The sequence below is a fragment of the Methylobacterium sp. JK268 genome (assembly GCF_054052225.1).
Window position 1 is genome coordinate 20187 of the sequence record NZ_JBSVZN010000013.1, and the last position, 20406, is coordinate 40592.

General features: G+C 71.9%; 17 protein-coding genes and 1 pseudogene. 14 read left to right on the forward strand and 4 right to left on the reverse strand.

All coding sequences use genetic code 11. From position 1 onward, the window contains the following. Nucleotides 1–64 precede the first annotated feature (64 nt). From ACW9J6_RS15720 to ACW9J6_RS15765, 10 genes and pseudogenes are all read left to right on the forward strand, one after another. A complete protein-coding gene (locus ACW9J6_RS15720) occupies nucleotides 65–937 on the forward strand; it encodes an isocitrate lyase/PEP mutase family protein (RefSeq protein ID WP_457117422.1) in 873 nt (290 codons plus the stop codon). Beyond that, the gene (locus ACW9J6_RS15725) at nucleotides 934–2619 is read left to right on the forward strand and encodes a hydantoinase B/oxoprolinase family protein (protein WP_457117423.1); all 1686 of its coding nucleotides are present in this window, start codon (nucleotides 934–936) and stop codon (nucleotides 2617–2619) included. The genes ACW9J6_RS15720 and ACW9J6_RS15725 overlap by 4 nt, the downstream gene beginning before the upstream one ends. Then, entirely contained in the window at nucleotides 2616–4688 is a 2073-nt protein-coding gene (locus ACW9J6_RS15730) for a hydantoinase/oxoprolinase family protein (protein WP_457117424.1), read from the forward strand. Before ACW9J6_RS15725 ends, ACW9J6_RS15730 begins: the two co-directional genes overlap by 4 nt. After that, nucleotides 4685–5308, forward strand: coding sequence for a cysteine hydrolase (locus tag ACW9J6_RS15735; protein ID WP_457117425.1), 624 nt, complete (start codon nucleotides 4685–4687; stop codon nucleotides 5306–5308). Before ACW9J6_RS15730 ends, ACW9J6_RS15735 begins: the two co-directional genes overlap by 4 nt. Then, nucleotides 5305–6699, forward strand: a complete 1395-nt coding sequence (locus ACW9J6_RS15740) for an FAD-dependent oxidoreductase (RefSeq protein ID WP_457117426.1) — start codon at nucleotides 5305–5307, stop codon at nucleotides 6697–6699. The genes ACW9J6_RS15735 and ACW9J6_RS15740 overlap by 4 nt, the downstream gene beginning before the upstream one ends. Nucleotides 6700–6721: 22 nt before the next feature. Further along, on the forward strand, nucleotides 6722–8128 hold the full coding sequence (gene leuC / locus ACW9J6_RS15745) for a 3-isopropylmalate dehydratase large subunit (protein WP_457117427.1): 1407 nt from the start codon (nucleotides 6722–6724) through the stop codon (nucleotides 8126–8128). Nucleotides 8129–8130: 2 nt separating this feature from the next. Continuing rightward, nucleotides 8131–8733 (forward strand): 3-isopropylmalate dehydratase small subunit, encoded by a 603-nt coding sequence (gene leuD, locus ACW9J6_RS15750; RefSeq protein ID WP_457117428.1) that lies wholly within the window; start codon nucleotides 8131–8133, stop codon nucleotides 8731–8733. Nucleotides 8734–9018: 285 nt separating this feature from the next. Further along, on the forward strand, nucleotides 9019–9249 hold the full coding sequence (locus tag ACW9J6_RS15755) for a helix-turn-helix domain-containing protein (protein ID WP_457117429.1): 231 nt from the start codon (nucleotides 9019–9021) through the stop codon (nucleotides 9247–9249). A 34-nt stretch (nucleotides 9250–9283) separates the two neighbouring features. Next, entirely contained in the window at nucleotides 9284–10822 is a 1539-nt protein-coding gene (locus tag ACW9J6_RS15760; RefSeq protein ID WP_457117430.1) for a sensor domain-containing diguanylate cyclase, read from the forward strand. A gap of 213 nt (nucleotides 10823–11035) precedes the next feature. Next, nucleotides 11036–11554: pseudogene (locus ACW9J6_RS15765) on the forward strand (IS630 family transposase); the annotation flags it as partial. 65 nt (nucleotides 11555–11619) lie between these two features. Here the strand turns inward: ACW9J6_RS15765 and ACW9J6_RS15770 are convergent. The 4 genes from ACW9J6_RS15770 to ACW9J6_RS15785 form a co-directional block, all read right to left on the reverse strand. Beyond that, nucleotides 11620–12663, reverse strand: a complete 1044-nt coding sequence (locus tag ACW9J6_RS15770; RefSeq protein WP_457117431.1) for an ABC transporter ATP-binding protein — start codon at nucleotides 12661–12663, stop codon at nucleotides 11620–11622. A gap of 6 nt (nucleotides 12664–12669) precedes the next feature. Beyond that, entirely contained in the window at nucleotides 12670–13485 is an 816-nt protein-coding gene (locus tag ACW9J6_RS15775; RefSeq protein WP_457117432.1) for a carbohydrate ABC transporter permease, read from the reverse strand. Nucleotides 13486–13495: 10 nt separating this feature from the next. Next, on the reverse strand, nucleotides 13496–14407 hold the full coding sequence (locus ACW9J6_RS15780; RefSeq protein ID WP_457117433.1) for a carbohydrate ABC transporter permease: 912 nt from the start codon (nucleotides 14405–14407) through the stop codon (nucleotides 13496–13498). 280 nt (nucleotides 14408–14687) lie between these two features. Continuing rightward, nucleotides 14688–16043, reverse strand: coding sequence for an ABC transporter substrate-binding protein (locus ACW9J6_RS15785; RefSeq protein WP_457117434.1), 1356 nt, complete (start codon nucleotides 16041–16043; stop codon nucleotides 14688–14690). Between the two features lie 132 nt (nucleotides 16044–16175). Here ACW9J6_RS15785 and ACW9J6_RS15790 point away from each other — a divergent pair, with 132 nt between their 5' ends. From ACW9J6_RS15790 to ACW9J6_RS15805, 4 genes are all read left to right on the forward strand, one after another. Beyond that, nucleotides 16176–16898 (forward strand): GntR family transcriptional regulator, encoded by a 723-nt coding sequence (locus ACW9J6_RS15790; protein ID WP_457117435.1) that lies wholly within the window; start codon nucleotides 16176–16178, stop codon nucleotides 16896–16898. After that, complete coding sequence (locus tag ACW9J6_RS15795; RefSeq protein ID WP_457117436.1) at nucleotides 16895–17779, forward strand: dihydrodipicolinate synthase family protein; 885 nt, start codon at nucleotides 16895–16897, stop codon at nucleotides 17777–17779. The genes ACW9J6_RS15790 and ACW9J6_RS15795 overlap by 4 nt, the downstream gene beginning before the upstream one ends. A 61-nt stretch (nucleotides 17780–17840) precedes the next feature. Further along, nucleotides 17841–19247, forward strand: coding sequence for an FAD-binding oxidoreductase (locus tag ACW9J6_RS15800; protein WP_457117437.1), 1407 nt, complete (start codon nucleotides 17841–17843; stop codon nucleotides 19245–19247). Between the two features lie 57 nt (nucleotides 19248–19304). Next, on the forward strand, nucleotides 19305–20189 hold the full coding sequence (locus tag ACW9J6_RS15805; protein WP_457117438.1) for a ribokinase: 885 nt from the start codon (nucleotides 19305–19307) through the stop codon (nucleotides 20187–20189). Nucleotides 20190–20406 lie beyond the last annotated feature (217 nt).

Genomic DNA, 20406 nt, shown 5'->3' on the forward strand with positions numbered 1-20406 from the left:
ATCCAGCCCGGCCCGCCGGACCACCGGAGAATCCGCCCAGGATCCCCATCAGGAAGACCGCGTCATGTCCCTGAAGACCCGCCTCGCCGAGGATCGCGTCCTCGTCGCTCCGGGCGTCTACGACGCCCTCACCGCCTCGCTCGCGACCGATGCCGGCTTCGAGGCGCTCTACCTCTCGGGCGCGGCCATCGCCTACACCCGGCTCGGCCGGCCCGACATCGGCCTCGTCTCGATGAACGAGGTCGCGGAGACCATCGCGCTGGTGCGCGACCGGGTGGCGACGCCGCTCGTGGTCGATGCCGACAACGGCTACGGCAACGCGCTGAACGTCGAGCGCACGGTGCGGCTGTTCGAGCGGGCGGGGGCGAGCGCGATCCAGCTCGAGGACCAGAGCTACCCGAAGCGCTGCGGTCACCTCCAGGACAAGACGCTGATCGGCGCGGCCGAGATGGTCGGCAAGATCCGGGCGGCGCTCGATGCCCGGCGCAGCGCCGAGACCCTGATCGTCGCGCGCACCGACGCGGTGGCGGTGGAGGGGTTCGAGCGGGCCGTGGAGCGGGCGCGGGCCTACGCGGAGGCCGGCGCCGACGTGCTGTTCGTCGAGGCGCCGCGCTCGGCCGAGCAGCTCGCCGCCGTCACGGCGGCGCTCGGCCGGCTGCGTCCCCTCGTCGCCAACATGGTCGAGGGCGGCGACACGCCCCTGTCCGCCGCGGCCGATCTCGGGGGACTGGGCTTCCGGCTGGTGATCTTTCCCGGCGGCATCGTGCGGGCGCTCGCCCGCACCGCGCAGGATTACTACGCCTCGCTGGCGCAAAACGGCACCAATGCGCCCTTCGCCGACCGGATGTTCGACTTCAAGCAGCTCAACGCCCTGATCGGCACGCCCGAGATGCTGGCCCGCGGCCGGTCCTACGAGGGGCAGGAGGGCGGCCGATGACCGTAATCGATCCCGTCACCCTGGCGGTGCTGAAGGGCCGCCTGGAGCAGATCGCCGACGAGATGGACGCGACGCTCTACCGGTCGGCCTTCAACCCGATCATCGCCGAGGCCCGCGACGCCTGCCACGGCCTCTACCACGCCGAGACCGGGGACACGCTGGTTCAGGGCACCAGGGGCCTGCCGATCTTCGTCGGCGCCATGGCCTTCGCGGTGCGGGCGGTGATCGCCAAGGTGGCCCGCGAGGGCGGCCTGCAGCCGGGCGACACCTTCCTGTTCAACGACCCCTACGCGGGCGGCACCCACCTCAACGACTTCCGGCTCGTGCGGCCGGTCTTCCGGGAGGGAAAACTGTTCTGCTGGCTCGCCTCGGTCGGCCACTGGCTCGACATCGGCGGCAACGTCCCGGGCGGCTACAACCCGAAGGCCACGGAGAGCTTCCAGGAGGGCGTGCGCGTCCCGCCCGTGAAGCTGATCGCGGCCGGGCACCTCAACCAGGACATCGTCGACCTCCTGGCCGCCAATTCCCGCGTCCCGGTCTCGAACTGGGGTGACCTCAACGGCCAGCTCAACGCCCTCGACCTCGGCGAGCGCCGCTTCGGCGCGCTCCTCGACGAGTACGGCGACGCCACGGTGGCGGCGGCCTTCGCGGCCTTCTCGGACCGGGCCGAGGCGCTGATGCGCGCAGCCATCCGGGCGTTGCCCGACGGCACCTACGCCTTCGCGGACGTCCTCGACAACGACGGCATCGTGGACGCGCCCCTGACCATCGCGCTCGATCTCACGGTCGAGGGCGACCGGCTGGTGCTCGACTTCTCGCGCTCCTCAGCCCCCGCGCAGGGGCCGATCAACATCTCGTACGCGACCGCTGTGGCGGCCTGCTACGTGGCGCTCAAGCACGTCTTCACCGACGTGCCGGCCAATGCCGGCTGCCTGCGCCCGATCACCTTCGTGATCCCCGACACCACGCTGCTGGGAGCGGGCGCGCCGAGGCCCATGGCGGGCTACACCGAGACCATCCTGCGGCTGATCGGCGTGGTCTTCGGTGCCCTCGCGCAGGCCGATCCCGCCCGGGCGACCGCGGCGCCCTTCGGCACCATCAACGCCCTCTCGCTCGCCGGGCACCGCCCGGACGGCAGCCGCTGGGTGATGTTCTCTTTCTTCGGCGGCGGCCTCGGCGGCAACCCGGAGACCGACGGGCTCAGCCACGCCAACAACCCGATCTCCACCGCGACGATCCCGCCGGTGGAGATCCTGGAGGCGGCCTACCCGGTCCTGTTCACCCAATGGGCCCTGCGCCCGGACAGCGCCGGGGCGGGGGCCCATCGCGGCGGCCTCGGCGCGATCTACGAGATCGAGGCCCTGACCGACGCCGACGTGTTCCTGATCGGCGAGCGCGGCACGGTCGCGCCGTTCGGCGTGGCGGGAGGTCGCCCGGCCGCCCTCAACCGCTTCGCCTGGCAGATCCCGAGCGGCTGGGCGAGTCCGCCGATGGTCTCGAAGGTCACCGACGTGCGCATCCGGGCGGGCGAGCGCGTGCGCCTCGAAACCCCCGGCGGTGGCGGCTGGGGCCCGCCGGAGGAGCGCGCCCGCGAGGCCCTGCGCCGCGACCTGCGCCTCGGCTACGTCACGCCGGACACCGCCGCCCGCGACTACGGCTTCGAAGCGGGAGACGCCCGATGAGCGAACCCGGCCGCGCCATCGTCGGCGTCGACGTCGGCGGCACCTTCACGGACCTGTTCCACTACGACGAGGCGGATGGCCGCTTCCGCACCGGCAAGGTGCCCTCGCACCGCGGCGACGAGGCGGTCGGCTTCCTCGCCGGCCTCAGGGGCTTCGGGCCGGTCGCGGACCTCGCCTCGATCGTGCATGGCACCACGGTGGGCACCAACGCGCTCCTGGAGCGCAAGGGCGCCCGCATCGGCCTGATCACGACGGCGGGCTTCCGCGACGTGCTGGAGATGCGCCGGCGCGACCGGCGCCACACCTGGGGCCTGTGGGGCGACTTCGTCCCGGTGGTCGAGCGCGACCTGCGCCTGGAGGTCGGGGAGCGCACCCTCGCCGACGGCCATGTGCGCGCGCCCGTGAACCCGGAGGAGGTCGCGGCGGCCGCCCGCCGGCTCCTGGACCTCGGCGCCGAGGCCCTGGCCATCTGCTTCGTCAATGCCTACGCCAACCCGGCGAACGAGCGCGCGGCGCTCGCCGCGGCGGCGGCGATCTGGCCGAACGGTCACGTCGCGTGCTCCTCGGGCATCCTGCCGGAGATCCGGGAGTTCGAGCGCACCTCGACCACGGTGCTCAACGCCTACCTGCAGCCGGTGGTCGGCACCTACCTCGGCAAGCTCGATGCGGCGCTCGCCGCCGAAGGGTTCGGCGGCCGCTTCCACATCGTGCAGTCGAACGGCGGCGTGATGTCCACCGCCACCGCGCGCGCGCTCCCCGTGCGCACCGCGCTCTCGGGCCCGGCGGCCGGGGTGATCGCCGCGGCGGCGATCGCGAAGGCCGCCGGCTTCCCGAACGTGATCACGGGCGATCTCGGCGGCACCTCCTTCGACGTCTCGCTGGTGGTCGGGGGCGAGACCGCGCTCGCCGCCCAGACGGTGATCGATTTCGGCCTCGTCATCCGCACGCCGATGATTGAGATCAGCACGATCGGGGCGGGCGGCGGCTCGATCGCCCGGGTCGATGCGGGCGGGCTCCTCCAGGTCGGACCCGAGAGCGCCGGCTCGCGGCCGGGCCCGGTCTGCTACGGCCAGGGCAACACGCGGCCCACCCTCACCGACGCCAACGTGGTGCTGGGGCGCATCAACGCCGAGCGGCCGATCGGCGGGGCGCTCGCCCGCCTCGACGTCGCAGCCGCGCGGGCCGCCATCGCGGCGCACGTCGCCGAACCCCTCGGCCTCGACGTGATGGCGGCGGCCGAGGCGATCGTCCGGGTGGCGGACGCCAAGATGGCGGGTGCGATCCGCCTCGTCTCGATCGAGCGGGGGCACGACCCGCAGACTTTCGCGGCGGTGCCGTTCGGCGGCGGCGGCGCCTTGCACGTGGGGGCGCTGATCAAGGACGTCGGTCTGAGGGGCGCCCTGGTGCCGCGCTACCCGGGCGTCACCTCGGCGCTGGGCTGCGTCATCGCCGACATCCGCCACGATCAGGTCCGGACCCTGAACCTCGCCCTCGACGGCCTCGACGCCCCCGCCCTCGACGCCCGCATGGTGGCGGAGGCCGAGGCGGCCCGCGCGGTCGTCGCGGCGGCCGGCCTCACCGTGTCGCGCATCGACACGGTGTTCGAACTCGACATGCACTATGCCGGTCAGACCCACACGGTGGCGGTGCCGCTGCCGGTGCGGGTGGCGGAGGGCACCACGGGGGTGACCGCGGCGCTGATCCAGGAGGCGTTCGAGGCCGCCTACCGGACCTCGTTCAGCCGGCTCCTGCCCGGAGTGCCGGCCCGGATCGTCAACCTGCGCACCGCTGCCATCGGCCGGCGGCCGCATTTCGACCTCGCGGGGCTGGCGCCGGGGCCCGACGCCTCGGTCGACGGCGCGCGCCGCGGCAGCCGGCCGGTGTGGTTCGCCGGCGCGTGGCACGAGACAGCCGTGTTCGCGCGGCTCGACCTGCCGGTCGGGGCCGAGATTCCCGGCCCGGCGGTCCTGGAGCAGCCGGACGCCACCACGGTGATCGATCCCGACCTGATCGCGCGGATCGACCGGCTCGGCAACGTCGTGGTCACCCGGAGAGGCGAGGCCGCATGAGCGACGCCACGATCCCCCTCGCGCGCACCGCGCTCCTGATCTGCGACCTGCAGAACGACTTTCTGCACCCGGACGGCGCCTACGGCCGGGCCGGGCAGACGGCCCCCGAGATCGCCTCCCTGCCGGCCCGGGTGAAGCCGCTGGCGGACGCGCTTCGGGCGCGGGGCGGCCACGTGGTCTCGACCCACTTCACCCTGGTGCCGGGCCGGGGCGGCGAGCCGCTGATCTCGCCCCACCTGCGCGCGTTGCGCCCGTTCCTGAAGCGGGGCGACTTCCTGGCGGGCGCCTGGGGCCACGCCCTGGTGGACGAACTCCAGCCCGCTGACCTGGCGGTCGAGAAGGTCGCCTACTCGGCCTTCTACATGAGCCGGCTCGAATGGGTCCTGCGCAAGTGCGGCATCGAGCGGCTGATCGTGTCCGGCATCGTCACCAACGGCGGCGTCGCCTCGACGGTGCGCGACGCCCACGTGCGGGACTTCTCCGTCACCCTGCTGGCGGATGGCTGCGCGGCCTTCTCGCCGAACACCCATCTGACCGCGGTGGAGGCCTTGCGCCCGGTCTGCCGGGTGGCGCAGGTGGCCGAGATCCTGGCCGAGATGCCGGCGGAGTCCGACGCATGACGGTCGCCCCTGCGGCAGGCGTCGCCTTCGACGCGGCCGTGCCCGTCGCGGTGGTCGGCGCGGGCGCCGCCGGCCTCGTGGCGGCGCTCGCCGCCCGCGAGGCCGGGGCCGAGGTGCTGGTGCTGGAGCGTGATCCCGTGCCGCGCGGCTCGACGGCGCTCTCGGCCGGCCTGATCCCGGCCCCGGGCACGCGCTGGCAGCGCGCGGCCGGCGTCGCCGATACCCCGGAGGATTTCGCGTCCGACATCATGGCGAAGGCCCGGAACGAGCCCGATCCCGGCCTGGTCCGCCTCCTCACCCGGACCATCGGCCCGGCCCTCGAATGGCTCGCCGACCGCCACGGCCTCGACCTCTCGGTGATCACCGATTTCCGCTACCCGGGACACGGCGTCCACCGGATGCACGGCCTGCCGAGCCGCTCCGGCGAGGAACTGGTCGACCGCCTGCGTGCGGCCGTCGAGGCCGCCGACATCCCGATCCTGTGCGGCGCCGCCGTCGACACCCTGTTCGCCGAGGCCGGCGCGATCCGGGGCCTCGGCCTCCTGCGGCCCGACGGCAGCCGGGACACGCTCGCCTGCGCGGCGCTGGTGCTCGCCTGCAACGGCTACGGGGGCAACAAGGCCCTGGTCGCCCGCCACGTGCCGGAACTCGCGGGCGCCCTGTATTTCGGCCATGACGGCAACCGGGGCGACGCGCTGCTCTGGGGCGAGGCGCTGGGCGCCGCGACCCGCCACCTCTCGGGCCACCAGGGTCACGGCTCGGTGGCGCATCCGCACGGCATCCTGATCACCTGGGCGACCGTGACCGAGGGCGGCTTCCAGGTGAATGCCGAGGGCCGCCGCTTCTCGGACGAGAGTCGCGGCTATTCCGAGCAGGCCGCCGCGGTGCTGCGCCAGCCCGGCGGCACCGCCGTGACGGTGTTCGACGCGCGCATCGCCGGGATCGCCGCCCAGTTCGAGGATTTCCGCAGGGCGCAGGCCGCGGGCGCCATCGTGGAGGCAGCGACCCCCGCGGACCTCGCCGCCCGCCTCCATCTCCCGGAGGACGCCTTGGCCGAGACCCTCCGCGAGGTCGAGACGCTCAAGACCGCCGGCGGCCGCGACGGATTCGGGCGCTGCTTCGCCGGGGTGCCGCCGCTCACCGCCCCCTACCGGGCGGTGCGGGTCACCGGTGCCCTGTTCCACACCCAGGGCGGGCTCGTGGTGGACGACGCGGCCCGGGTGCTCAAGGCGGAAGGCGGCGCGATCCCGAACCTGTTCGCCGCCGGGGGCGCGGCCTGCGGCGTGTCCGGGACCGGGCCGGGCGGCTACCTATCCGGAAACGGGCTCCTGGCGGCGGTGGCACTCGGCCGCGTCGCCGGGGCGAGCGCCGGCGCGCTGGCGGCCGAGTAGCGAAACGACGGGAGGATGCCCGATGACCCAGACGCCCCGCACCCTCTTCGACAAGGTCTGGGACGCGCACGTGACGGCGACGCGCCCCGACGGGCAGGCCCTGCTCGCCATCGACCGGCACCTCCTGCACGAGGGTTCGTTCCACGCCTTCGGGATGATCGATCATGCCGGGCGGACGGTGCGCCGTCCCGACCTGACCTTCGCGATCGCCGACCACTACGTGCCCTCGCTCGGGCGCGACCGCCCGATCCCCGATCCCGAGATCGCCGCCATGGTGACGGGGCTGGCCGCGAACGCGAACCGGCACGGGATCCGCCATTTCGGCCTGGACGACCCGGGTCAGGGCATCGTGCACGTGCTCGCCCCGGAGCAGGGCCTGACGTTGCCCGGCCTGACGGTCGTGTGCGGGGATTCCCACACCTCGACCCACGGCGCCTTCGGAGCCCTCGGCTTCGGCATCGGGGCGACCGAGGTCGCGCACGTGCTGGCCACCCAATCGCTCTGGCAACGCCGGCCCAAGACCCTGCGGGTGACCGTCGACGGGCTTCTCGGCCCTCACGTCACGGCCAAGGACGTGATCCTGGCCATCATCGCCCGCATCGGGGCGGGCGGCGCGGTCGGGCACGTCCTCGAATATGCCGGCAGCGCGATCCGCGCCCTCTCCATGGAGGGACGGCTGACGATCTGCAACATGTCGATCGAGGCGGGCGCCCGCGCCGGCATGGTCGCCCCGGACGAGACCACCTTCGCGTTCCTCGACGGGCGGCCCTTCGCGCCGAAGGGTGAGACCTTCGCGCGGGCCGTCGCGGCGTGGCGGCAGCTGCCGAGCGATCCCGGGGCGCGCTTCGACCGCGAGGTGAGCCTGGACGCGGACGCCATCGCGCCGACCGTCACCTGGGGCACCAGCCCCGAGACGGCGGTGCCGGTGACGGGCGCCGTGCCCGACCCGGCCGCCGAGACCGACCTGGGCCGCGCCGGCCAGATGCGGGCGATGCTCGACTACATGGCGCTCGCGCCCGGCACGCCCCTCGAAGCCGTGACGATCGACCGGGTGTTCATCGGCTCCTGTACCAACGCGCGCATCGAGGACCTGCGCGCGGCCGCGAGCGTGCTGCGCGGTCGGCGCGCGGCGGTGCCGGGCTTGGTGGTGCCGGGCTCCGGGCCGGTGCGCCGCCAGGCGGAGGCCGAGGGACTCGACGCGGTCTTCCGGGAGGCGGGCCTCGTATGGGGCGAACCGGGCTGCTCGATGTGCGTCGGCATCAACGGCGACCTCGTGCCGGCGGGCGAGCGCTGCGCCTCGACCACCAACCGCAACTTCCCGGGCCGCCAGGGGCCGAACGCGCGCACCCACCTGATGAGCCCCGCCATGGCGGCGGCCGCGGCCCTGACCGGCCGCCTCACCGACGTCCGCCGCCTCGGAGCGCCCTGACCATGCAGCCCTTCACGACCCTGACGGCGGTGGCGATCCCGCTCCACGTCGCCAACATCGACACCGACCAGATCCTGCCGGCCCGCTTCCTCAAGAAGCCGCGCAGCGCCGGCTACGGCGCCTTCCTGTTCCACGACGAGCGCCGCCGGGGCGACGCGGTGCCCCTCGACGCGCCCGCCTACGCGGGCGCCGGGATCCTGGTGGCGGATCACAATTTCGGCTGCGGCTCCTCCCGTGAGGGGGCGGTCTACGCCCTCGTGGATGGCGGGATTCGCTGCGTGATCGCCCCGAGCTTCGGCGACATCTTCGCCTCGAACGCCGCCAAGAACGGGCTCCTCACCGTGGCGCTGCTGGAGGAGAGGGCGGCGGCGCTGAGGGCGCGCCTCGCCGCGTCTCCGGGCGCGACGCTGACGGTCGACCTGCCGGCCGAGCGGATCACCGATCCCGACGGCGCCGCGATCCCCTTCGAGATCGACCCGTTCCGCAAGCGTTGCCTCGTCGAGGGGCTGGACGACATCGACCTGACCCTGGAGCACGCGGCGGCGATCGACGCGTACGAGGCGCGGGCCGCGCGCGAGACGCCGTGGCGGATCCCCGCCCCGTAGACGAGCCGCGGCGCGCCCATCGCCGGGCCCGTCGGGTCACGAGACCGGTCAGATCTCAGGGCGACGGGTGGGTCCTTCACGACCCCTTCTCCGCCAGCGCGGCGGTACGCGCCCCCTGCCACGGTCGCGCTCGGCCTGCGTGAGAGACGGGCGCGGTGACTGGAGGTCGCCTTCGCGCCCGAGCGCCTCGGCGAGATCCTGCGGGCGGTCGCCTCGGCCTCGCCCACGGGCTGATGCTGCGGCAGTGCAGGGGGAGAGCTGAGGAATTCGCGGCTGCCGCGGCGCGTGGGCCTGTTCCTGGCGAGCCCCCCCGGGCACGTGCAGAGGGCGGCCAAGCGGCTCGGGGTTTCCGCACGGGCGATCGAGGCCATGCTGGCCGACCTCGATCCGGTTTGCCCGCGCGTGCGGACTGGGCGCAGGCGCTACCGGGCGTGCGGAATAGTGGAGCTGCGAGAACGCCGTCATGGACCTCAATCAAGTCCCTGGAAACCGGCTGTAAGGCTCGGTGTGGGATGAAGGTGACGACGACATCGCCCGAGAGTGTCCGCCGATGATCATGCCGTCTCGCCTTCCGCGGCAGTTGCGCTCAGCCCGCGCAGCGATCGCCCTGGCCGTTCTGGCACCCGTCGGAATGCTCGTCGTCTGCACCCTCCTGCTGCTGGATCTCAGGCGCGATGCTTACGACAAAGCGGAGCAGACGTCTCGCAACCTTTTGCAGGTGATCGAGAAAGATATCGATAGAAATTTTGAGATATTCGATCTGACCTTGCAGGGCATAGTCGAAAACCTCAAAACCCCCGGCATCGTCGAGCTCCGCCCGGACCTCCTTCAGCGCCTCCTGTTCGACCGGGCCGCCATGGCGCGCGACATGGGAGTGACGTTCGTCCTCGACGAGCGCGGCGACATCGCGGTGGACGAGGGAGCCGTCCCCCCGCGCAAGGGAAACTACGCCGACCGGGACTACTTTCGCGTCCACAAAGCCCGCGCCGATCTCGGGCTCTATGTCGGGCGGCCGCTCGTCTCGCGGCTGACGGGCGAACCCATGCTCCCCTTCAGCCGGCGCATCAACAAGCCCGACGGCACGTTCGGCGGGGTGGCCTACGGCAGCCTCAAGCTGTCCTACTTCAGCCGCCTGTTTGATCAGATCGGTCTCGGCCGGGACGGCGCCATCAACCTCTACCTGCGGGACGGCACGCGCGTCATGCGCCACCCGTACCGGGAAGCCGACGTCGGCGTGAACATCGCCGGGGCAGCCACGTTCGAGCGCTTCGTGAGCCGGCGCAGCGGCAGTTTCGTCGGCACGTCCGTTCGTGACGGGATCGAGCGCCACTACGTGTTCACCCAGGTCGGCGACCTGCCGCTCGTGCTCAACGTCGCGCTCTCCACCCGCGAGATCGAAACCGCGTGGCGGGCCAAGGCCGTCGCCATCGGCGGCATCGTCGTGAGCCTGTGCGGACTGACCATCATCCTCTCGCTGCTGTTCGGGCGCGAGCTTCACCGTCGGGCGACAGCTGAGGCGGAACTCGCGCGCTTGTCCCACACGGACGCCCTCACCGGGCTCCCGAACCGGCGCTGGTTCGACCAAGCGTTCGCGCGCTGCTGGGGTGAGGCCGTGGGCGGCGGCGGTCCGCTCTCGCTGCTCGTCGTCGACGCGGATCACTTCAAGCGATTCAACGATCGCTACGGCCACGCGGTCGGCGACGAGGTGCTGAAGGGACTGGCGGACTGCCTGTCGGGGAGCGTGCACCGGCCCCATGATGCGGTGTGCCGGCTCGGCGGCGAGGAATTCGTGATCCTGCTGCCGGACACCGATCAACAGGGGGCGGTCCGCGTCGCCAACACGCTGCACGAGGCCGTGGCGCGGCTGACCATTCCCGCGGCGGGCATCGGGGCCGGATCGGTCACGGTGAGCGTGGGATTGGCGGTCGGGCCGGGGAGCGGGATGGCCGAGCCTGAGGATCTGTACCGTCGGGCGGACGCCGCGCTGTACGAAGCCAAGGCAGGTGGCCGCAACCAGACCCGGTGCGCGCCGGCGGTGGAGGACCACGAACGGTCGAGCGAACGTGTCCTGCGACTGGTCAGCAACTGACCCGAAGCGACCCCTCGCTGGGCATGCCAGGAAGTGGGATTGGGATTGCCCCGGTTTGGATATTGCTGGCGAATTCCGAGTTGCCACTTCGTTCCGTCGCCGGAAGCATGGCCCGTGACCGGCTTCCGCCCTGTGTCTCCAGGGCTTCAGACGGGCCTCCTGGGTGCTGGCAGAATTCGCCGGCAGTACCGAGACGGGTCGATCCCGATCCCAAGCGCGGCAAGCGTCAGCCGCTGGCGCACCCGGGAGCGCGACCAGGGCGATGCTCGGGCCAAGGCCCTGGGCGGCGATCGCCGGACGGGTCGGATCGAGGCGCACCATGACGCCGTCATGGCGGCGCTCGGACCGGAGGGCGACCGGGAGCATCCAGGAGGTGCGCCGGGACCTGGCCGCGGAGGGCCTGGTGTTCGGCTTCGGCACGCTCCAGCTTCTTCCGGCGCCACGCCATCACGCACAAAATGACGGCCCGCACCAGCGAGCAGGAGCGCCCCGACATCGTGAAGCGCCGGGAGGCCTGGTTCGAGGGGCAGCGCGACCACCATCGCCCGCCGCTATGGTCGCTGCGCCCGGGGCCAGCGCCTGCGGGTCGGTGTCCCTCACGGCCATTGGAACACCACCACCGTCGTGGCCGGGCTGACGACGCGGGGCATGATCGCGCCCTTCGTGCGCGATGGAGCCATCAACCGCCTGGCGTTCGAGACCGATGTCGAGAAGATCCTCGTCCCCGAACTGCTCTAGCTCTTTGATTTTTCGGCATTTTCTGCGACGAACCGGTATCCGCTTCGCCGGAACATGCTTTAGACCCTCCGCCCCTCCACCGAGAACAAGGCCCCCCGCCCCGGATCGAACGTCAGCGCGATCGTCTCCCCGAGAACCGGCGCCGCATCCCCCGGCAGCCGCGCCAGCACCCGCTCATCCCCGGTCACCACCGTCACCAGGGTGTCCGCTCCGAGGGGCTCGACGAGGGCGATAACCCCGCGGATCGCCGGGCCGTCCCCGCCGAGGCTGAGGTGCTCGGGCCGGATGCCGAAGGCCGCCTGGCCCGCATGCGGGCTGCTCGTCGGGATGCGCTGGCCGCCCGGCAAGGTGACGGCGCCCCCGGACACCTCGACCGAGACGAAGTTCATCGCCGGGGAGCCGATGAAGCTCGCGACGAAGCGCGAGGCGGGCGCGCGGTAGAGCTCGGTCGGCGTGCCGATCTGCTCGATGCGGCCCTCCTTCAGCACCACGATGCGGTCGGCGAGCGTCATCGCCTCGACCTGGTCGTGGGTGACGTAGATCATCGTGGCGCCGAGGCGCTGGTGCAGCTGCTTGATCTCGGCCCGCATGTCGACCCGCAGCTTGGCGTCGAGGTTGGAGAGCGGCTCGTCGAACAGGAAGATCTTGGGATCGCGCACCATCGCCCGGCCCATGGCGACGCGCTGGCGCTGGCCGCCGGAGAGCGCCTTCGGCTTGCGGTCGAGGAGGTGGCCGATCTGCAGGACCTCCGCGACGCGGTCGACCTTGGCGGCGACCGTCTTCCTGTCGACGCCCGCCATCTTCAGGCTGAAGCCGATATTGGCCGCGACCGACATGTGCGGATAGAGCGCGTAATCCTGAAACACCATCGCGATGTCGCGCTGCCAGGGGGCGAGCCCATTCACCACTTTTCCGTCGATGGCGATCTCGCCGTCCTGGAAGTCCTCGAGCCCGGCGATCATGCGCAGGAGCGTGGACTTGCCGCAGCCGGAGGGGCCGACGAAGACGACGAATTCGCCGGGCGAGACATCGAAGCTCAAGGACCGGATGACCTCGGCGGTCCCGTAGCGCTTGACGACGTCGCGGATCGAGAGAGCCGACATCGGGGCCTATCCCTTCACCGCCCCGGACGACAGGCCCGAGACGAGTTGGCGTTGGACGAGGAGCGCGAGCACGAGGGGCGGCAGCGCGATCATGGTGGCGGCAGCCATCAGGGCGCCCCAGTTGGTCACCCCCTCGCCGATGAAGTTGAACGAGGCGACGATCGCCGTCTTGGTGTCGAAGCCCGACAGGGCGAGCGCGAACAGGAAGTAGTTCCAGGTGAAGACGAAGCAGAGGATCGCCGCCACCACCAGCCCCGGCGCGACCAGGGGGAGCGCGATGCGAAGGAGGATCGCGTGCGGCCGGCAGCCGTCCATCTGGGCCGACTCGATCAGCGCCCGCGGCAGGGCGTCGAAATAGGGCAGCAGCGTCCAGAGCGCGACCGGCACGGTGATCGCCCCGTGGGTCAGGATCAGCACCGTGTAGGTGCCGACGAGGTCGACCTGCGAGAACAGGATGAACCAGGGCAGCAGGAACAGCGTGCCCGGCGCCATGCGGGCGAACAGCGTCAGCGTCGCCGGCCAGGTGGTGCGGTGCCACGAGATCGCGAAGGCGGCGGGCGCGCCGAGTGTTAGCCCGAGCAAGGTCGAGCCCGCCGCCACCACCAGGCTGTTCCAGGTGTTGTGCAGGAAGTCGGTGCGCAAGAACAGCTCGCGATAGTTATCGAGCGTCGGCGTGAAGACGAGCTGCGGCGGCAGCGCCATCACGTCCCGACTGATCTTGAACGAGGACAGGACCATCCAGGCGAGCGGCGCCAGGACCGCGACCAGCATCGCGGCGACCGGGAGGCGGCCGAGGATCCGGCGGGGTGCAGTCGGGGTCATCGGCGAGTCCTCAGTAGCTGAGCGCGCGCCGCAGGCGGGCGAAGACCATGACGGTGCATAAGACGACGAGGGAGAGCGTCAGCATCGCCGCCGAGGCGTGGCCGAAGCGCGAGAACTCGAAGCCCTGCTGGTAGGCGTACATATTCATGGTGGTCGAGGCGTTGCCCGGCCCGCCGCGGGTGGCGATGAACACAAGGTCGAAGAAGCGCAGGAGATCGACCGAGCGCAAAACCGCCGCGGTGAGCAGCGTCGGCCCGAGGAGCGGGAGGGTGACGTAGACGAAGCGGCGCCAGCCGATCACCCCGTCGACCTCGGCGGCCTCGAACACGCTCGCCGGCAGCGATTGCAGGCCGCCGAGCACGATCAGCCCGACGAACGGCGCCCATTGCCAGGTATCGACGAGCGCCACGCTCAGCAGCACCCAGCGGGGGCTGGCGAGCCACAGGAGCGGCCCCACCCCGACCGTGCCCAGCAACCAGTTCACGATGCCGACCGACGGATCGAGGATCACGATCGCCAGCATGCCGATCACCACCGGCGGCATCATGAACGGCGTGATCGCGATGGTGCGCACGAGGTGGCGGGCAAGCTTCACGCCGTTGAGCACGATGCCGAGCCAGGTGCCGAGCACCAGCTGCATCGCGAGCGCGATCCCGTAGAGCACCCACGTCACCTGAAAGGCGTTGAGGAATTCCGGGTCGCTCGCGAGGTTGAGGTAGTTGTCGAGCCCGACGAAGCGCGGCTCGGTCCCGAGCGAGGCGTCCTGGAGCGAGATCCAGGCGGCGTAGATGAGCGGGAACACCATCATCAGGACGACGAAGGCCACCGCCGGCCAGACCATCCAGGAGAACGAGATCTTGCGCTGGCCGCGCCGCGCCCGCTCGGGTGCGACGGTCATGGCCTGGCTGGCGATGGTGCTCACGCGTGTCCCCCCGGTGGCGGGATGGCGGCCGGTGTCGGAAGAGGGTCCCGACCCCGAACCTGGTCCGTTCGATTCTGCCGGCTGAGCTCGGACCTGGTTCGGTTCGAGCGCCGTTCTCGACATCCTCCGCGTCAGTCCGGGGCCGCGAAGCGGAGCCCGGCATGACGCGGAGAGGGTCGACTCTGTGGAAGCGGATCAGGCAGGCTCTCGGATCACCCAATCTCTTCCCCAGGCCGCGCGGCGGAACGCGGGATGACCCAGAGAGGTGTCGACGCCTGAGCTACTGCAGCTTGAGCAGCGCCGCGTCCGCGTCGCAGGCGGCCTGCTGCGGAGTTTTCTGGCCGAGGACCACCTCCTGCGCCGCCCGGCCGATGATCTCGCGGGTCTCCGGCACCCGGTCGGTCGGGGAGGCATAGTCGCCGGTGGCGCGGCGGCTGATCTCGCTCACCGCCGCGACCCATTGCTGGCGCACCGGCTTCTGGCTCGCCCAGGCCCGCATCCCCTCGCCCTCGAAGACCGAGTTGCGCGAGGGCGCGACGCCGCGGTCGACCAGGGTCGCCTGCATCTCGGGCGAGGTCGCCCATTGCAGGAAGTACCAGGACGGGCCCTTGCGGCGGGAATACTCGGAGATCGACAGACCCCAGCCGAAGCCGATCGGCTGTGACACGCCGCTCGTCTTGCCCTTCGGCAGGAGCTTGATGCCGAGATCGTCCTCGCGGCCCGGATACTTCATGATGTTCGGGAACTCGTTCGAGGATTCGTGGGTCATGGCGACCTTGCCCTGGCCCAGAAGCTCGACGACCTGCGGGAAGCTGTGGTTGGTGGCGCCCACCGGGCCGTAATCCTTGAGGAGGTCGGTGTAGAGGGTGAGCCCCGCGACCGATTCCGGCCGGCACAGGCCGGGCTTGGTCCCGTCCACCGACTTGAAGCCGCCGCCCATGTTGAACACGAAGGCCGCCATCGGGTACGGCACGGCGTTGCGCACGCCGCGGGCGGCCCAGGCGTTGATCGCGGGATCGCAGGCCTTGATCTGGCGCGCCGCGTCGAGGATGTCTTCGAGGTAGTCCGGCACCGTGACGTTGCACTTGGCGAAGATGTCCTTGCGCCAGTAGAACAGCGGGCCCTCGACGTTGATCGGCAGGCCGGTGAGTTTTCCTCCGAAGGTCTCGTTGCGGATCAGGCCGGCGCCGAAATCGTCGAGCCTGAATTCCGGCGCGGTCTGGCTCGGGTCCTTCAGCATCGGGGTGACGTCGGCATACCAGCCGGCCTTGTTGTAGACCGCGCCCTCGCGGATCTTGAGCGAGACGTAGACGTCGACGTCGGAGGACTTCGCCTGAAGCAGCGTGTTCAGCCGCGCGCGCTGCGGGTCCTCGTTGAGGATCTCGATGCGCAGCTTGATCCCGGTCCGGTCGGTGAATTGCTGGCCCAGGTTCCGGATGGCGTTGCTCCAGGGATGGTTGGTGAGGACGAGGTTGATGGTCTGGCCGTCGTACCGCTTCCAGTCGAAGCCCTCGGCCGGGGCCGGGGCCGCGCCGGCGAGGCCAGTCGCGAGCAAGCCGGCGAGCGCGACGGCCGGGGCGCGCCGCTCCCCTGCCCCGGGACGGGAACGGGTTCTGGCTCGCTGCGTCGTCGTCATGTTCCCTCCTCGGACCGGATGCCCGGTTCTCGTTCACGCGTCCGCCGGGCGGCGTGCGCCGGTCCCAATCCATGCGTGTTGGCCGAACCTTTAGCGGTTGACAGACTGACATGTCAATGAGAAACGAGTGACATGAAACAGCGCGATCAAGCCTACGACGCCTTCGTCCAGCAATTGCTGGATGGGCGCCTGGCGCCGGGCTCCTTCGTGACGCAGCGCGAGCTGGTGGCGCTCACCGGCCTGCCGCTCGGGGCCGTGCGCGAGATGATCCCGCGGCTGGAGGCCGACGGGCTGATCTCGACCCTGCCGCAGCGCGGGCTCCAGGTCGCGGCGGTCGACCTGCGGCTGGTGCACGAGGCGTTCCAGCTCCGGGAGATCATCGAGACCGCGGCGGTGGCGCATTTCGCCCGCACCGCGCCGGCTTCCCTGGTGGCGTCCCTGCGGGCCGCCCACGCGCGGATCAGCGCGCAGGCCGCAGAGGGCGTCACCGAGGCGCTGATCGCCGAGGCGCAGGCGACCGACTGGGGATTTCACGACGCGGTCGTCGCCCATCTGGGCAACGGCCTCGTCTCGGAGATCCACCGGGTGAACCTCATCCGCATCCGGGTCATCATGCAGAGCCGCGTCGCGCTCTCGCCCGAGGTGCTGCCTCCCGCCTTCGCCGAGCACGCCGCGATCCTGGCGGCGGTGGAGGAGCGCGACGCCGACGGGGCGGCGGCAGCCCTGCGCCGGCATCTCGAGACATCCCGCCGCCGGGCGCTCGGCCTCGACACCGGCCGGGAGGCCGACCGGCGCGAACCGCCCTCATCTCTTGACGCCAATGGGCGCGACGCGCCCTCTCGGAGGACCGCATGACCAACGCCATCACCGGCCTGTGGGTCGCCCTCGCCACGCCGCTCGACGCGACCGGCGCGGTCGATCACGGCGCCCTCGTGCGCCACGTCCGGTTCCTGATGGAGCGGGGCTGCGACGGCGTGGTGCCGTTCGGGACCACCGGAGAGGGCCCCTCGTTCTCGGCAAGCGAGCGCCTCGCCGCCGTCGAGGCGCTGCTCGCCGCCGGCATCCCGGCGGCGCAGGTCGGCCTCGGCACCGGGTACCCGGCGATTCCCGACAGCATCGCGCTCACCAAGGCGGCCCTCGGCCTCGGTCTCACCCACGCCCTGGTGCTGCCGCCCTACTTCTACCGCGACGCGACCGAGGCCGGCCTCGTCGACGCCTTCGCGGCGATCCTCGACGGCGTCGGCGACGACCGCCTGCGGGCGACGCTCTACCACATCCCGCAAACCTCAGGCGTCGGGCTGCCCCCGGCGGCGGTGGCGACCTTGCGCGCCCGCTACGGCCAGCTCGTTGCCGGCGTGAAGGACAGCTCGGGCGACTTCGCCCAGTTCCAGGCCTTCCGGGCGGCGGCCCCCGAGGTCGCGGTCTGCATCGGCAACGAGGCGGATATCGGCCGGGCGCTCGCCGAGGGCGGGGTCGGGACGATCTGCGGCATGGCCAACATCGTGCCGGATCTCGTGCGGGCGATGTTCACCGATCCCGCCGCCGCCGAGCCGATGCGGGCGGCGATCGGCCTGATCCGCGGGTCGTTCGTGCCGGTGCTGAAATCCGCCATGGCGGCGATGACGGGCGAGGCCGCCTTCGGCCGGGTGCGCGCGCCGCTGATCGCGGCGGAGGCCGGGATCGGCCAGCGCATCGCCGCCGAACTCGCCGGCCTCTCCCGCGCCGCGGCGGCATAAAGCCTGTTAGACCGCAGAGACGAGCGGCGAAACACGCCGCCTTCTGGGAGGAGACGAACGGATGATGGCGATGCCGGATGCGTCCCGCAGCGAGGCGGTGGTAGCCGCCCTCGTGGCGGAGCTGGGCGAGACGACCGTGCTCACCGGCTCCGCGCGGCCGGAGCGCAACGCGTCCGACTGGAGCACGCTCGGGCCGCAACCTCCCCTCGCGGTGGTGCGACCCACCACGACCGAGGCGGTCGCCACCGCGATGCGGATCTGCGCCCGGCACGGCGTGCCGGTGGTGCCGCAGGGCGGCCTCACCGGCCTGTGCGGGGGCGCGCGTCCCCTCCCCGGCTCGGTCGCCCTGTCGCTGGAGCGGATGACCGGGATCGAGGCGATCGACGAGGCCTCGGCGACCATGACGGTCAAGGCCGGCACGCCGCTCCAGGTGGTGCAGGAGGCCGCCGACGCCGCCGGCTTCCTGATCCCGCTCGACCTCGGAGCCCGGGGCTCCTGCGCCATCGGCGGCAACGCCTCGACCAATGCCGGCGGCAACCGGGTCATCCGCTACGGCATGACCCGCGAGATGATCCTCGGCCTGGAGGTGGTGCTGCCCAACGGCGAGGTCGTCACCAATCTCAACCGGATGATCAAGAACAACGCCGGCTACGATCTCAAGCACCTGTTCATCGGCTCGGAGGGCACGCTCGGCATCATCACCCGGCTGGTGCTGCGGCTGTTCCCGAAGCCCGCCTGCACCTTCGCGGCCCTCTGCGCCCTGCCGGACTACGCCTCCGTGGTCGGGCTCCTCACGGCGGCCCGCCGGGGCCTCGGGCCGATGCTCTCGGCCTTCGAGGTGATGTGGCCGGATTACTGGGAGACGATCGGTGCGATGCCGGGGGTTCGGGTGCCCTTGCCCCAGGGCCACGCCGCCTATTGCCTGATCGAGGCGCAAGGCACCGACGAGACCTTCGACGGGCCGCGCTTCGAGGCTTGGCTCGAGGCGCAAGCGGAGGCGGGCCTCCTCGCCGATGCGGTCCTGTCCCGCTCGGTCGCCGACGTGAGGGCGTTCTGGGGCGTGCGCGACGCCTGCTCGGAATTCCCGCAGGTGCTGGGGCCGCACGAGCCGTTCGACATCGGCCTGCCGGTGGCGGCGATGGACGAATACGTGCAGGCCTGCAGGGCGGCGCTGGCCGAGCGCCTCCCCGGCATCACGGCCCTGTTCTACGGCCATATCGGCGACGGCAACCTCCATATCGTCGCCGGCGTGAAGGGCGCGAACCCGCAGCCGAAGGACGTGATCCAGGAGGTGGTCTACGGCCTGGTGCGGGATTTCGGCGGCACCGTCTCGGCCGAGCACGGCATCGGCCTGACCAAGAAGCCCTGGCTCGGCCACGTCCGCTCCGAGCCCGAGATCGCCCTGATGCGGCGCCTCAAGGCGGCGCTGGATCCGGACGGGGTGCTCAATCCCGGCAAGGTCGTGTGAGGGACGCTGCGCCTTCCCCACCCATACGGACATCCCCCGTCGGCACCGGAGAACCCCGTGATCGTCTGCTTCGGCTCGCTCAACGCCGACCTGATCTTCCGCCTGCCCGAGGTCCCGCGCTCGGGCCAGACGCTGCTCGCCGACGACCTCGCGGTCCAGGCGGGCGGCAAGGGGGCGAACCAGGCGGTGGCCGCGGCCCGGGACGGCGCGCACGTCATGATGGTCGGCGCGGTCGGACGTGACGCCCTGGCCGAGGTGGCGCTCGCGGGCCTGCGCGAGGCCGGGGCCGACACCGCCCGGGTCCGCAGGGTGGCGGCCGCGACGGGCTGCGCCTCGATCTGGATCGACGCGGCCGGCCGCAACCGCATCGTGGTGGCGCTCGGCGCCAACGGGCACACGCGGGCCAACCAGATCGCCGATGCCGATCTCGCCCGGGCGACCTCGCTGCTCCTCCAGATGGAGGTCGATCCCGCCGAGACCACCGCCCTGCTGCGACGGGCCCGGGTCCTCGGCGTTCGCAGCATCCTCAACCTCGCACCGGCCCTGCCGCTCGATCTCGACTCTCTGCGCCTCGCCGACATTCTGGTCGTCAACGAGGACGAGGCGGAGGCGACAGCCGCGCGGCTCGGCTGCGGGCCGGAGGCGGCGGCCCTGCGGGCAGCGCTCGGCATCGACGTGGTGCGCACCCTCGGCGAGGCCGGCTCGGAGGCGGCGACGGGGGACGGCGCCTGGCACGTCCCGGCCCGGGCGATCGACCCGGTCGACACCACGGCGGCGGGCGATTGCTTCGTCGGCGTGCTCGCCGCCTCGCTCGACCGCGGCGCGGATTTGGGCGCGGCGATGGAGCGGGCGAGCCTGGCGGCCGCCCTCGCCTGCGGCCGGCGCGGCAGCCAGGCGAGCCTGCCGTGGCGGGCGGAGACCGATCGGGCTCTCGAACCCTGATCAAGCCGGGCAGCGCGCCGGGTCCGCGAGCGCCGGGAAGGCGGCCTCGCACGCCGCGATGGTCAGCGATGTTTCCGGGTCACCTTTCGGTGAACCGCTCCGGGTTTCCCGGAGGCTCCAACTTCTGAGTGGATGGAGCCATGACGAAGCGAATAGCCCCGTTCTCCCCCTGAGGTGCGCGAGCGTGCGGTGCGGATGGTACGCGACCACGAGCGCG

Coding starts and splice junctions, on each gene's coding strand:
- ACW9J6_RS15720 (WP_457117422.1), top strand. CDS start 65: ATGTCCCTGAAGACCCGCCTCGCCGAGGATCGCGTCCTCGTCGCTCCG.
- ACW9J6_RS15725 (WP_457117423.1), top strand. CDS start 934: ATGACCGTAATCGATCCCGTCACCCTGGCGGTGCTGAAGGGCCGCCTG.
- ACW9J6_RS15730 (WP_457117424.1), top strand. CDS start 2,616: ATGAGCGAACCCGGCCGCGCCATCGTCGGCGTCGACGTCGGCGGCACC.
- ACW9J6_RS15735 (WP_457117425.1), top strand. CDS start 4,685: ATGAGCGACGCCACGATCCCCCTCGCGCGCACCGCGCTCCTGATCTGC.
- ACW9J6_RS15740 (WP_457117426.1), top strand. CDS start 5,305: ATGACGGTCGCCCCTGCGGCAGGCGTCGCCTTCGACGCGGCCGTGCCC.
- leuC (WP_457117427.1), top strand. CDS start 6,722: ATGACCCAGACGCCCCGCACCCTCTTCGACAAGGTCTGGGACGCGCAC.
- leuD (WP_457117428.1), top strand. CDS start 8,131: ATGCAGCCCTTCACGACCCTGACGGCGGTGGCGATCCCGCTCCACGTC.
- ACW9J6_RS15760 (WP_457117430.1), top strand. CDS start 9,284: ATGATCATGCCGTCTCGCCTTCCGCGGCAGTTGCGCTCAGCCCGCGCA.
- ACW9J6_RS15770 (WP_457117431.1), bottom strand. CDS start 12,663: ATGTCGGCTCTCTCGATCCGCGACGTCGTCAAGCGCTACGGGACCGCC.
- ACW9J6_RS15775 (WP_457117432.1), bottom strand. CDS start 13,485: ATGACCCCGACTGCACCCCGCCGGATCCTCGGCCGCCTCCCGGTCGCC.
- ACW9J6_RS15785 (WP_457117434.1), bottom strand. CDS start 16,043: ATGACGACGACGCAGCGAGCCAGAACCCGTTCCCGTCCCGGGGCAGGG.
- ACW9J6_RS15790 (WP_457117435.1), top strand. CDS start 16,176: ATGAAACAGCGCGATCAAGCCTACGACGCCTTCGTCCAGCAATTGCTG.
- ACW9J6_RS15795 (WP_457117436.1), top strand. CDS start 16,895: ATGACCAACGCCATCACCGGCCTGTGGGTCGCCCTCGCCACGCCGCTC.
- ACW9J6_RS15800 (WP_457117437.1), top strand. CDS start 17,841: ATGATGGCGATGCCGGATGCGTCCCGCAGCGAGGCGGTGGTAGCCGCC.